The following is a 12,120-nucleotide window of genomic DNA, read 5'->3' as shown; positions in this document are numbered from 1 at the left end:
GCACGTCACGTCTGTAACCAAAAGTTACCAATCGAGGCCGATCTCTCGATCGAGACGACGATGTTTCGCCGTCTGAAATGACAATGGCCGGGATGGCTCCCGGCCATTGTCAACGCGGCGCCCACGTTTCTGAATGTCGTTACGGACGACGAGACAACTCGACGACGTGAATCGTTAGCGCAGTTCGCGGCGCAGCACCTTGCCGACCGGCGTCTTGGGCAGTTCCGTGCGGAACTCGATCACGTGCGGCACCTTGTAGTTCGTCAGGTGTTCGCGGCAGAAGTCGACGATGGCCTTCTCCGTCAGGTCCTGCGCCTTCTTGACGATCACGGCCTTCACCGCTTCGCCGGTACGCTCGCTCGGCACGCCGACGACGGCCGATTCGAGCACGCCCGGGCACATGGCCAACACGCTCTCCACCTCGTTCGGGTACACATTGAAGCCCGACACGATGATCATGTCCTTCTTGCGATCGGTGATGCGCACGTACCCTTGTTCGTCCATCGTGCCAATGTCGCCCGTGCGCAGCCAGCCGTCGGGCGTGACGGTCTTGGCGGTCTCGTCAGGGCGGTTCCAGTAGCCCTTCATGACTTGCGGGCCGCGCACACAGATTTCCCCTTCCTGTCCGAAGCCGAGCGCTTCGTTGGCATCGTTGCGGATACTCACCTCCGTCGACGAGATCGGCAGGCCGATGGAGCCGTTGAACTCGCTGCCGAGTGGGTTGATGCACACGGCGGGCGATGTCTCGGTCAGACCGTAAGCTTCGATCAGCGCATGGCCCGTGACCTTCTGCCAGCGCTCGGCCACCGCCCGTTGCACGGCGGCGCCGCCGCCGAGTGCGCATTTGAGTGCGCTGAAGTCGAGTTGGTCGAAGCCCGGGGTATTGAGCAGTCCGTTGAACAGCGTGTTGACGCCGGTCATGAACGTGAACCGCCACTTCCCCAATTCCTTCACGAAGCCGGGCATGTCGCGCGGGTTGGTAATCAGCAGGTTCAGTGCGCCCAGTTGGAGGAACACCAGGCAGTTCGCCGTCAGGCAGAAGATGTGATAGAGCGGCAGGGCGGTGACGATGATTTCCTTGCCTTCCTCGAGTCCCTCGCCGATCCAGGCGCGCGCCTGCAACATGTTGGCGATCATGTTGCGATGCGTGAGCATGGCGCCCTTGGCAACGCCGGTGGTGCCGCCCGTGTATTGCAGGAACGCGATGTCGTCGTGACCCAGTGGCACTTCCTGATGCTTGGCGCGTGCGCCGTTCGCCAGCGCGGTGCGGAACGGCACCGCGTGCGGGATGTGCCACTCGGGCACCATCTTCTTCACGTGGCGCACCACGTAGTTCACGATCCAGCGCTTCGGCGCGGGCACGAGGTCGCCGATGGCCGTCGTGATCACGTGCTTGACCGGCGTGTTGGGCAAGGCCTTTTGCAGCGTGGCGGCGAAGTTCTCGATCACGACGATGGCGCCGCAGCCGGCATCCTGGAGTTGATGCTCGAGTTCACCCGCGGTGTAGAGCGGATTGACGTTGACGACGACCATCCCGGCACGCAGGATGCCGAAGACGGCGACCGGGTATTGCAGCAGGTTCGGCGACATGATTGCCACGCGCGAGCCGCGCTCGAGTCCGGGCAGGCTTTGCAGATACGCGGCGAAGTGGCGCGATTGGCGCTCGAGCTCGGCGAATGTCATCGTCACCCCGAGATTGGTGAACGACGGACGATTCGCGAACTTCCGGCAGCTCTGCAGGAACAGATCGTTCAGCGAACGATACGTGTTGACGTCGATCTCGGCCGGCACGCCGGGCGGATAGCTCTTGAGCCAGACTTTTTCCATGAGCGCCTCCTTGAATATGGTTTTTATCGCATCGTCGTCGCCGGGGGAAGAGCGTAGGCGCGCGGTGCGTGGTTTCGTCGCATTTTTCTTTTGGCCGCGCGAGAGAGGGAACCGAACCGATTGTCTTGCCGATCCGGTCTCGCGCGTGCGGCAAACGCGCCCTTCGACGCGCTGCAAAAAGCCGTAGCATACCGTGCTGTCGCGCATGGGCGCACATGGAAAGCCCTGATTCGACGCGGGTTTGCGTGGAGTAATTGCTCTAGCTGCAAAGACTTGCCAGTGCGGATGATTCCGCGCTAATCCCGCATGGAATGCGCGATACGGTAGGGAAATCGGAGTTATGACAAAAGAATTGCAAAAATCACTTGCGTGGTAGGCGGGTTTCTTACATAATTCTGTTCTCACGACGCGGCTGTAGCTCAGTTGGATAGAGTACTTGGCTACGAACCAAGGGGTCGTGGGTTCGAATCCTGCCAGCCGCGCCACTTATTTCGAGGGTCTCCTCACGGGGAGACCCTCAGTTTTTCGGGAGAGTCCTTCCCAGTGACGCGCCGCATGTCATGCACATTCGGCCCGCGTCGATGAGAAGGCGAACCGACAGCAGCAGCATCGCCTGATCGGGTCTCGCGTGTAGTAAATGCGGCTGTAGCTCAGTTGGATAGAGTACTTGGCTACGAACCAAGGGGTCGTGGGTTCGAATCCTGCCAGCCGCACCAACTCAGTTGGTAAAAACGCTCCAGACGCGAAAGCTTCTGGAGCGTTTTTTCATTGGCGCCGCCGAAAAGTACGGTGCCATGCGATGCCCGTCTTGCCTGCGCCGCCCGTCAAGATGACCGCGCCGCCCGATTGTCATCTTGTTCGGCGATGCATCGTATCGCGTGTCCCTTACCCCGTCGTCGAACCCGGCGTCGATCCCACCTGCCATCCCAGACCCAGCGCCTTCTGTAGCGTCACGAACGACTTGAGCAGTTGCGCATCGCCCGCGACCCGGTCCTGCTCGGCGGAAAAGCGCGTGCGTTCGGCATCGAGCCAATCGAGCGTGCTTGCGGTGCCGGCGCGATAACGTTGACGCGTGAGCGTTGCGGCCCGCGTGGCCGAGGCCTCCACACTGCGCAGACGGTATACGTTTTCGCGCTGATGCCCGTAACGTGCCAGTGCCACGTCGGCGTCGCGCAACGCGCTGAGCACGGCACTTTCATACTTCGCCTGCGCCTGATCGCGACCGGCCTTCGCGCCGTCGACGCTCGCCTGCACGCGTCCAAAATCGAGCACATTCCATTGCAGGCGCGGTAGCGTCATCCAGCTGAAGTTGTCTTTACGCACCAGATGGCCCGGATCCAGCGCCGAATATCCGAGTTCGCCCATGATCGAGAGCTTCGGAAACCAGTTGGCCGTTTGCACACCGATCTGGGCGTTCTGCGACGCCAGGCGACGTTCTGCCGCACGGATGTCCGGGCGTGCCTGCAACAACGCGGACGGATCGCCGATGGCGACCGTCTTCGGCACGCTCGGCAAGGCCCTGGGAACCGACAGCTCGGTGTCCAACGCACCCGGCGCACGGCCGGTGAGCAGCGCCAACTGATCGAGCGATTCGATGACGTCCGCTTCGAGCGGCAGCACGCGCGATTGCGTCTGTTCCACCTGCGTGATGAGTCGTTCGACGTCGAGTTCCGACGCGACGCCCCCCGCGCGACGCTGGCGGGTGAGATCGAGCATCTCGCCTTCGAGTTGTGCCGAGTCGCGCACCAGCGCCAGCCGTGCCTGCTGATCGCGCAAGGCGACGTAGGCCTGTGCGACTTCGGCGGCGAGTTGTACGTGGGCGTCCGCGAGATCCTCCGACGCCGCATCGGCGTCCGCGCTGGCGGCCTCGACAGCGCGTCGCGTACCGCCGAACAGATCGATCTCCCAACTCGCGTCGAACCCGGCGACATACAAGTCGAGCGGGCCGCGACCGCTGCCGCTGCCGCCATTGCCGCCAAGCAGGCTCAGATCGGGCGAGCGCGTGCGCAGCGTCGCGAGATCGACGCCCGCCTTGGGCAGCAGGTCGGCCTGATGATTGCGCAGGCTCGCGCGAGACTGGCGCACCTTCGCCTGTGCCGCGCGGATATCCGGGCTATGGGCGATGGCGTCGTCGATCAGCGCCGTGAGTTGCGCATCGCCAAGCGTCGTCCACCATCGGGCGACCCCCGGCGTATGCGCCGCGATGCCGGCTCCGGCATGCGCATACGTGGCGCCCGTGCGCAGGGCGTTGGCCGCTACCTCGGGCGCGCCACGATAATCGGGGCCAACCGTGCAGCCGGTGACGAGAAGGGCGGCCGCGAGGGCCATCGTTCGGAAATGCAGCGTCATGATCGTTCAATGTCCGCCCGAACTGAAGCCGGTCGGTTGCTTGAGCAGCAGGGCCAGCGGCACGCAAAGCAGCAGCGCGATCCCCAATGCATAGAAAGTTTCGGAAAAGGTCATCACGCTCGCCTGCTGCGCGATCTCGGCGGCCAGCTGTGCGGTGGCCTGCAATTGCGCATGCACGCTATCCCCCGTCTGCGCGAAGAAGCTCGCCGCGTTGGCGGCAAGATGCGCCTGACCCAGCGAACTGTTGGCAGTGATCGTCTCGCGCAGCATGGCGTCGTGATAGGCGGTGCGCCGGTCGATCAGCGTACCGAGCAACGCGAGTCCGACGGACCCGCCCAAGTTGCGGGCCATGTTGTACAGACCGGCGGCGTCTCCCGCGTCCTGCGCCTCGACGGCCGCCATCGACGCCTGGTTGAGCGGCATCATCGCGAGCATCTGTCCCACGCCGCGCAGCAATTGCGACATCGTGAAATCATGCCCCACGCTTTGCGCGGTCAGATCGATGTCGAGCATGCAACTGGCGAAGAAGCACAGCAGCCCGAGAATCACGAGCAGACGAATGTCCACGCGGCTGATCAGGCGCGGCAGGAACGGCATCATCAGAAAGGCAGGCAGCCCCGAGAGCAGCATGATGTTGCCCGACTGCTGCGCGTTGTAGCCCGCGATCGTCGCGAGGAACTGCGGCAGCAGATACGACACGCCATAGAGTCCCGCGCCCACCGTGAACACGATGTAGATCACGCTCGCGTAATTCCTGTTACCCAGCAGCGAGAGCTTGACGATCGGTTTCTCCGCCGTGAACTGCGCCACCAGCATCATGGCGATGCCGATGGCCGACACGATCGAGAGCCAGACGATCAGCGGCGAGTCGAACCAGCGTTCGCGCTGTCCTTCCTCCAGCACCACGGTCAGCGTACTCAGGCCGATGGTCAAGCCCACGATACCCAGCCAGTCTGCCTTGAAGAACGCCTGCAGATGGGTCGGTTCGCGCTTCAGGCCGAGCATGAGCAACGTGACGATAGTCGCCGAGATCGGCAGGTTCAGGAAGAAGCACCAGCGCCAGTTGGCATTCTCGGTGAGCCAGCCGCCGACCACCGGGCCGAGCAGCGGGCCGAGCAGTACGATCAGGCCGAACATTGCCATGCCCACGGGCATCTGGTGGCGGGGCAGGCGCGTGCGGATGATCATCTGCGCTGTCGGAATCATGGCGCCGCCGGCAAAGCCCTGTCCGATGCGGCCGACAATCATCTCGGCCAGACTGCTCGATGCGCCGCACATCATCGAGAAGAGCGTGAAGAAAACGGCGTTGAGCATCAGAAAGCGCCGTAGACCGAGCACGCGCGTGAGCCACGCGGCGAGCGGAATCATGACGATTTCCGACATCAGGTAGCCGGTCGAGATCCAGGTGCCCTCGGTGCCCGACGCACCGATCTGCCCCTGTATTTGCGGCAGGGCGGAGTTGGTGATCGAGATATCGAGCGTGGCCAGCAGGGCGCCCAGTGCGCCGGCCGCCACGGCGATCCAGTCCGACGCCGACGCGTTGCGCGGCGTGGCGGCGTTCGCGGCGACACCGCCTGGGTTTCCCCCGCGTCCGCCAGGTCCCCCATGCCCGCCGCTGCCGGCCGCCACGGCACTCCGCGCCTGGTCGCGCGTCGGCTCGACGGGCAAGGGCGACGGAGACGACGCAAACGACGAAGGCGAAGTGATCGACGATGTGTCCATCGCGCCACGCTCAGCCACGTCGCGCCCCAACGTTTGCCGATGACGGTGCGGCGTCGGCGTTCGACGGCGCGCTGGTGACGGGGCCGACGAGGGCGTTCAGTGGCGCGCTGAGCGCGAGCTGTACCACGGGGTCGCCCGCCCGATCTGCTTGATCGGCCCGACTCGCCTGCTTGGCGGGGGCGGCCGTATCGCGGCGATGGGTGTCGACGTCCGCCGTCACCGACAGGCCCGGCAGCAGCACCGTGCGCAGCGATGCCGGCACGTCGAGCCGGATGCGCACCGGCACGCGCTGCACGATCTTCGTGAAGTTCCCGGTCGCATTCTGCGCGGGCAGCAAGGCGAACTGTGCGCCCGTGCCCGGCGAGAGCGAATCGACCACGCCGTGAATCGGCTGACTCGGCAGGGCGTCGACGTGAACCGTCACCGGCTGGCCGGGCCGCATATGACCCACCTGCGTTTCCTTGAAGTTCGCCGTCAGATACACGTTCTGCACCGGCACGACGGTCAGCAACCGCGTGCCCGGCTGAGCGAACTGGCCCACGCGCACGGCGCGATCGCCGACGCGGCCGGCCAGCGTGCTCTTGACCACTGTGTCGGCGAGATCGAGTTCCGCCTTGCGCGCACTGGCCTGTGCGACCGTCAATTGCGCCTTGGCCTGCGCCAGCGCGGCGTCGAGCGTGTCGGCCTGACGCTCGCTCGCCTGAACGCTGGCTTGATGGCTCTTGAGCGTGGCGTCGGCGCGGGTGCTGGCATTGCGCAGCTCGGCAAGACGCTCGTCGGTTTCCGCGCCGGTGGCCACGAGCGGAGCATAGCGTTTGACCTGACCCGCCGTGTAGCGCGCGTCCGCACGCGCACCGTCGAGTTCGGCGCGCGCTTGCGCGATCGTCGCGGTGTGCTGGGCGCGTTCGGCTTCGGCGCGCGCGACATCGGCTTCGCGTGCCTGCACGGTTGCCTGTGCCTCGTCGAAGGCGGCCTGGTATTGGCGCGCGTCGAGCCGCACGAGCGACTGACCAACGCTCACCGTTTCGTTGTCGCGCACTAACACTTCCGTTACGTAGCCGCCCACTTTGGGCGCGACAGTCATGCTGTCGGCTTGCAGGTAGGCATCGTCGGTCGACTCGATGAAGCGCGCAACGAACCACCAGTGCGCGCCCCAGCCAAGACCCGCGACGACGCCCACTGCCAGCGCACCCAGCAGAATCGTTTTGCGACGACGGTTGGCCGGCGCCTCGGGCCGGCCCGGCGTCTGCGTGGTCTCGGCGGCTTCCACGGTCCTGGCGGTCGGGGTGTCGGCGTGGCGTGCGATCGGCGGTGTCGAGGTTGTCGGTTTGACCGGTGCTGCGGTTGACATGAGGGAGCCTTCAAATTATTCCGTTTGGCAAAATTATTCCAGTTGATCGATTTGTGTCAAGTGTTATATTTTTGACGAAAGTTTTGGCAAGCAAGGACAGACATGACAGGAACTTCACGCGCCGGGCGAGCACCACGCACGCCTGTGCGAACGCGGCATGCGGTCGACACGGGGTATCAACGTGGTGAGGAAACGCGCGCGCGCATCATCCTGGCGGCGATCAAGTGCTTTGGCGAGTTCGGTTTTGCGGGGGCCTCCACGCGGGACATCGCGAACGAGGCCGGTGTGAACGCACCGGCGCTGCAGTATTACTTCGACAACAAGGAGGGGGTGTACACGGCGTGCGTCGAGTACATCGTGGGTCTTGTCATGGGGCAGATGGGCGAAGCGATCGAGGCGGCCGAGCGCGTGGTGGCCGAACCGGAGGCGACCGACAAGCAGCTTATCGACGCATTCTGCGAGCTGCAGAACCGCAAGGCGGGGTTCATGGAGGAAGTGCCGGAGATCGAGGGTTGGCACATGTTCATGGCCCGTGAGCAGGCAGGGCTTGGACCCGAGGCGGGTTTCAAGGTGTTCCACGAGCGCTTTTCGAGCCGGCTCGCCGCGGTAGGGGCGAACATTGTGACGCGGCTCGCGGGCGTGGCGCCCGACGATGAGGCAATGCGGGTTCGGGCCGTGTGCATCAGTACGCTGGGCATGGCGTTTCGCGTGATGCGCCGCTCTGTCGACAGTTCGATGGGGTGGGCGAGCGAGCCGAATCCCGAACGCAACCGGATGGTGCGCGAGGCGGTGCTCGAACAGACGCGGTACCTGCTGCAACGCATCGTCAAGCAACGCAAGTCGGGTGGGTAGGCACGTCGCAACGCGAAAGCGGCGCGACAGCGGCAATCTCGGAAAGCGGCGTTCACGGCCCGGATAGCACACCGTGCCCGGGCTTGGCCGGGCGTTACGAGTTCAACGCAAAAAATGGGATTTGCTGGCCATTTGTGGCGGACAACTGGCGGCGATTCGAAGGATCTGCCAGAATCCTGGGGAACTTGATGGATTCTGCCAATGAACCTTGACCTTGCCGATCTGCGTATCCTGCGCCATCTCGAACTCAACGGGCGCATCTCCAACCAGGAGTTGGCGGATGCCGTCGGGTTGTCGCCATCGGCCTGCCTTCGTCGGGTGAAGTTGCTCGAGGATCGCGGGGTGATTTCCGGATACCGCTGCATCGTGGACGCACAGCATATCGGCCTCGAGTTCGAAGCCCTGGTCCAAATCTCGCTGCGCCCCGATGTCGATCAATGGCACGAGAAGTTTCTCGCTTGCGTCCAGAATTGGCCTGAGGTGGTGACCGCACGCATCGTCACTGGCTCGGCCAATTACATCTTGACCGTCAGGGCCCGGAATCTCGCGCATTACTCGGATTTCATCGTGAACGAGTTGTACCGTGCGCCGGCGGTCATGGCGATCCAATCGAACATCGTGCTCAAGACAATCAAGCAAACCCAGTCGCTCGTCGATCTGGTGAAGCAGAAATAAAAATATCGACGATATTCACCAGTTCCCGAAAGACGGTCGGGACTTCCCGGAAGAAGAGACGCAGCATGGCAGTGATTACCACCATTGAGGACTTGCGGGTGCTCGCGCAGCGGCGCGTGCCGCGCATGTTTTACGAATATGTCGATTCCGGCTCATGGACCGAGTCGACGTATCGGGCGAACGCGGCGGACTTTGGCGGGATTGCGTTTCGCCAGCGTATCGCGGTCAACATCGAGCATCGCAGCACGCGCGCGACGATGTTGGGCGAGCCGGTCGCCATGCCGGTGGCGTTGGCGCCCACCGGCATGACCGGCATGCTGCATGCGGACGGCGAGATTCTCGCGGCGCGCGCGGCCGAGGCGTTCGGCGTGCCGTTCACACTCTCGACTGTTTCGATCTGTTCGATCGAAGATGTGGCCGCGCATACCAAGGCGCCGTTCTGGTTCCAGTTGTACGTGATGCGCGATCGCGACTTCATCGAGCGACTGATTGATCGCGCCAAGGCGGCGGGGTGCTCGGCGCTGATGGTGACGATGGATCTGCAGATCAGCGGCCAGCGCCATCGCGACATCAAGAATGGCCTGTCGGCGCCGCCGAAGCTCACGCTGCCGAACATTGCCAACATGATGACCAAGCCGCGCTGGTGCCTGGGCATGTTGGGCACGCGCCGTCGCACGTTCGGCAACATCGTGGGGCATGCGAAGGGGGTGGACGACATCGGTTCGCTCGCGGCGTGGTCGGCGGCGCAGTTCGACCCTCGCCTGTCCTGGGACGACGTGGCCTGGATCAAGAAGCGCTGGGGCGGCAAGCTCGTGCTCAAGGGCGTGCTCGATCCGGACGATGCGCGCGCGGCGCGCGACGCAGGGGCGGATGCGATCGTGGTGAGCAACCACGGCGGACGTCAGCTGGACGGGGCGATCTCGACGATCCGGGCGCTGCCCGACATTGTCGCGGCGGTGGGACGCGACACGCAGGTGTGGCTCGACGGCGGCGTGCGTTCCGGGCAGGACGTGATCAAGGCGATGGCGCTGGGCGCGAAGGGGACGTTGATCGGGCGACCGTTCCTGTACGGGCTGGGGGCGATGGGCGAGGCGGGCGTGCGTCGCGCGCTGGAGGTCATTGCCAGGGAGATGGACGTGACGATGGCGCTGACCGGTCGCACGAGCATCGAGCGTCTCGACACGTCGATGCTCATCCCGGGAAGCTATCCGACGGGCATTGGATCGTACCTTGTGGAACCCGGCAGGCGGTGAGCCGTCTGTCGTGCCCGTGAGAGAAGCCGCAGCCATCGTGCTGCGGCTTTTTCATTGGCGTAGGGGCTTTCCGATATTCGGCCTACCCGCTTCCGCCGGATCGTGGGGGCGGCGATGATGCAAGGCATGGGTCAGATGGCCGTGAGATGGCGGTGCAGGAGTTTGCAACAAATTTGTTGTGATTTCTGTGCGGCATACACGACAGATCTGTTGTAATTTTCGGTTCCATCGCGGGTGAGGTATGACGTACAGCGAATTCCGAAGGTGGCTTTTGTATGCACGTCAATCAGGTGCAGGTGGATCGGCTACTGAAGCTCGGCTACGCCTCTCGCCTCGACGCGGTGGGGAACGCCTTTGCCGCGTTGGGTAAGCGGCTGGAAGTTCGCGTGGTATAGCGCCGTCGCGGCGACCGCGCCAAGCTGGCATTCCCAACGACAACGCCCCGCAATCGCGGGGCGTTGTCGTTCAGGCAGACGCGGGTCGATCAGTGATGATGCTTGCGATGGCCGTGGCGCTTGCCACGGTAGCCGTAGCCATCGTTGTCGTACGAGCTGGAGCGCGACATGTTGCCGCCGAGCGCGGCGCCGGCGCCGCCGCCAACGGCCGCACCGATCAGACCACCCGAGCGTCCGCCCATCGCATTGCCAGCCGCCGTGCCGGCACCACCGCCGAGCGCGCCGCCAACGATGGCGCCTGTGCGCTCGCGCCGATTGGACGTGATCGCCCCGCCGGCCCCGCCGCCGACGGCGCCGCCAAGCACCGCACCGGTGCTGCCGCCGAGCGCGCCGCCCACGGCCGCGCCCGCCACGCCGCCCAGCGCACCGCCAACGGCATTGTTCATATCACTGGCCGACGCGGCCAGCGAGGTCGTTGCAACCACGGCGGCGATCGCCACCATCGGGAAAATTCGTTTGATCATAGGTCGTGAATAAGATGCGGATGAATGCGGACCCAGTATAAAGACACGCGACCGTGCCGCCGTCACCCCAATGTTTCATGTCTCGTAAGGCCGGTAACAAAATGTTTCAGTGCGTGCGTTGAAAGCGGTTAGCTTTTATGAGGCATCGCCGCCCGTGCGACGCCGCGATGGCACTTTCATCTCGGCCACGTAGCGATATAACTGTGCCGCCGCCGGCGAGAGCGGCCGCGCCTTGCTGCGTATCATTCCCATGCGCCGCGTCACTACCGGATCGACCAGCGGCACGCTCGTGAGCAACGGATGTTCGCTACCCGGCATTGCCATCGTCGGCACGGCCGCCACGCCGAGCCCCGCTTCGACCAGACCGAGCATGGTGGTGACGTGCTGCGTCTCGCAGATGCTTGGCGGGCGCTGGGGCAGCGAGGTGAGCGCTTGATCGAGCAGCAGCCGGTTGCCCGAGACGCGGCCGACACTGATGTAGTCGTATTCGTAAAGCTCACGCCACGTCACCCGCTTTCTGCCCGCGAGTGCATGGTCGCGCCGGCAGGCCGCCACATAGCGCTCCTGCAACAGGAGCTTGAACTCGATGTTCGGCTCCTGGCTGCCGATGAAATTCAACCCGAAATCGGCGTCGCCATTCGCCACCGACGCGAGCACCTCGTTGGCACTTGCGTCGAGCACCGAGATGCGGATGCGGGGAAACGCCTGGTGGTAGCGTGAGATCACCTGCGGCATGAAGTAATACGCGGCCGACGGCACACAGGCAATGGTCACATGTCCGAGGCTCGACGAGGCCACATCGCGAATACCCAGCAGGGCGTTGTCCAGATCGTCCAGAATCCGCTCCGCGTCGCGGGCGAAAGCGCGTCCGACGGTTGTCAGCGCCACGCGCCGCGTGCTGCGCTCGAAGAGCTTGACCCCGAGCGCGTCCTCGAGCTTGTCGATACGGCGCGAGAGCGCGGGCTGCGAGAGATGGATCGACTCGGCCGCGCGGCGAAAGCTCGCCAGTTGCGCCACCGCGCGAAATGCCTGCAAATCGTTCAGATCGAAGTTGATCGCCATGACGTTGGGAGCAGAAAGTCGGGTAGACGCCTCGAGGCACGCCGACGTCCAGCGCACGCCGAGGCTTGGTTGCGATGCGGAGTGTAGCCCGTTACCGCTTGGTAGACGCA

The 12,120-nt window shown here is 64.3% G+C and carries 9 protein-coding genes and 2 tRNA genes; 5 read left to right on the top strand and 6 right to left on the bottom strand.

What is annotated here, in order from left to right; genetic code table 11:
* Window positions 1-174: 174 nt before the first annotated feature.
* Window positions 175-1,827, bottom strand: coding sequence for an AMP-binding protein (locus BGP02_RS06450; protein WP_286798229.1), 1,653 nt, complete (start codon window positions 1,825-1,827; stop codon window positions 175-177).
* Window positions 1,828-2,235: 408 nt separating this feature from the next.
* On the opposite strand from BGP02_RS06450, the gene BGP02_RS06445 reads away from it, so the two are divergent.
* Together BGP02_RS06445 and BGP02_RS06440 are read left to right on the top strand one after the other, a co-directional pair.
* Window positions 2,236-2,312: transfer RNA gene (locus tag BGP02_RS06445), tRNA-Arg, on the top strand.
* A 154-nt stretch (window positions 2,313-2,466) separates the two neighbouring features.
* Window positions 2,467-2,543 (top strand) — tRNA-Arg (locus tag BGP02_RS06440).
* Between the two features lie 169 nt (window positions 2,544-2,712).
* Here BGP02_RS06440 and BGP02_RS06435 read toward each other — a convergent pair.
* The 3 genes from BGP02_RS06435 to BGP02_RS06425 are packed head-to-tail and all read right to left on the bottom strand — an operon-like array spanning window position 2,713 to window position 7,249.
* Complete coding sequence (locus BGP02_RS06435) at window positions 2,713-4,176, bottom strand: efflux transporter outer membrane subunit (RefSeq protein ID WP_286798228.1); 1,464 nt, start codon at window positions 4,174-4,176, stop codon at window positions 2,713-2,715.
* A 6-nt stretch (window positions 4,177-4,182) separates the two neighbouring features.
* Complete coding sequence (locus tag BGP02_RS06430; protein WP_286798227.1) at window positions 4,183-5,916, bottom strand: DHA2 family efflux MFS transporter permease subunit; 1,734 nt, start codon at window positions 5,914-5,916, stop codon at window positions 4,183-4,185.
* Complete coding sequence (locus BGP02_RS06425) at window positions 5,909-7,249, bottom strand: HlyD family secretion protein (RefSeq protein WP_286798226.1); 1,341 nt, start codon at window positions 7,247-7,249, stop codon at window positions 5,909-5,911. Before BGP02_RS06425 ends, BGP02_RS06430 begins: the two co-directional genes overlap by 8 nt.
* A 102-nt stretch (window positions 7,250-7,351) precedes the next feature.
* Here BGP02_RS06425 and BGP02_RS06420 point away from each other — a divergent pair, with 102 nt between their 5' ends.
* From BGP02_RS06420 to BGP02_RS06410, 3 genes are all read left to right on the top strand, one after another.
* Window positions 7,352-8,101: a CerR family C-terminal domain-containing protein gene (locus tag BGP02_RS06420; RefSeq protein ID WP_150563442.1), complete on the top strand. Its 750-nt coding sequence runs from the start codon at window positions 7,352-7,354 to the stop codon at window positions 8,099-8,101.
* Window positions 8,102-8,302: 201 nt separating this feature from the next.
* Window positions 8,303-8,776 carry an Lrp/AsnC family transcriptional regulator gene (locus tag BGP02_RS06415; protein ID WP_017235024.1) on the top strand — a complete coding sequence of 158 codons (474 nt, stop codon included), beginning with the start codon at window positions 8,303-8,305 and terminating at the stop codon, window positions 8,774-8,776.
* Between the two features lie 65 nt (window positions 8,777-8,841).
* Window positions 8,842-10,029 (top strand): alpha-hydroxy acid oxidase, encoded by a 1,188-nt coding sequence (locus BGP02_RS06410; RefSeq protein WP_261938163.1) that lies wholly within the window; start codon window positions 8,842-8,844, stop codon window positions 10,027-10,029.
* Between the two features lie 484 nt (window positions 10,030-10,513).
* Here BGP02_RS06410 and BGP02_RS06405 read toward each other — a convergent pair whose 3' ends face one another.
* Both BGP02_RS06405 and BGP02_RS06400 read right to left on the bottom strand, forming a co-directional pair.
* The gene (locus BGP02_RS06405; protein WP_150563440.1) at window positions 10,514-10,948 is read right to left on the bottom strand and encodes a hypothetical protein; all 435 of its coding nucleotides are present in this window, start codon (window positions 10,946-10,948) and stop codon (window positions 10,514-10,516) included.
* A 135-nt stretch (window positions 10,949-11,083) separates the two neighbouring features.
* A complete protein-coding gene (locus tag BGP02_RS06400) occupies window positions 11,084-12,010 on the bottom strand; it encodes a LysR family transcriptional regulator (RefSeq protein ID WP_150563439.1) in 927 nt (308 codons plus the stop codon).
* Window positions 12,011-12,120: the final 110 nt, after the last annotated feature.

It is taken from the genome of Pandoraea sp. 64-18 (genome assembly GCF_001899225.1).
In the GTDB taxonomy this organism is placed as follows: domain Bacteria; phylum Pseudomonadota; class Gammaproteobacteria; order Burkholderiales; family Burkholderiaceae; genus Pandoraea; species Pandoraea cepalis.
The sequence above is the reverse complement of the archived record's forward strand: the minus strand, read 5'-3'. Positions and strand labels throughout refer to the sequence as shown.

Excerpts from the sequence above, each read along its gene's own strand:
- BGP02_RS06435 (WP_286798228.1), bottom strand. The coding sequence starts at position 4,176 with ATGACGCTGCATTTCCGAACGATGGCCCTCGCGGCCGCCCTTCTCGTC.
- BGP02_RS06410 (WP_261938163.1), top strand. The coding sequence starts at position 8,842 with ATGGCAGTGATTACCACCATTGAGGACTTGCGGGTGCTCGCGCAGCGG.
- BGP02_RS06415 (WP_017235024.1), top strand. The coding sequence starts at position 8,303 with ATGAACCTTGACCTTGCCGATCTGCGTATCCTGCGCCATCTCGAACTC.
- BGP02_RS06425 (WP_286798226.1), bottom strand. The coding sequence starts at position 7,249 with ATGTCAACCGCAGCACCGGTCAAACCGACAACCTCGACACCGCCGATC.
- BGP02_RS06450 (WP_286798229.1), bottom strand. The coding sequence starts at position 1,827 with ATGGAAAAAGTCTGGCTCAAGAGCTATCCGCCCGGCGTGCCGGCCGAG.
- BGP02_RS06420 (WP_150563442.1), top strand. The coding sequence starts at position 7,352 with ATGACAGGAACTTCACGCGCCGGGCGAGCACCACGCACGCCTGTGCGA.
- BGP02_RS06400 (WP_150563439.1), bottom strand. The coding sequence starts at position 12,010 with ATGGCGATCAACTTCGATCTGAACGATTTGCAGGCATTTCGCGCGGTG.
- BGP02_RS06405 (WP_150563440.1), bottom strand. The coding sequence starts at position 10,948 with ATGATCAAACGAATTTTCCCGATGGTGGCGATCGCCGCCGTGGTTGCA.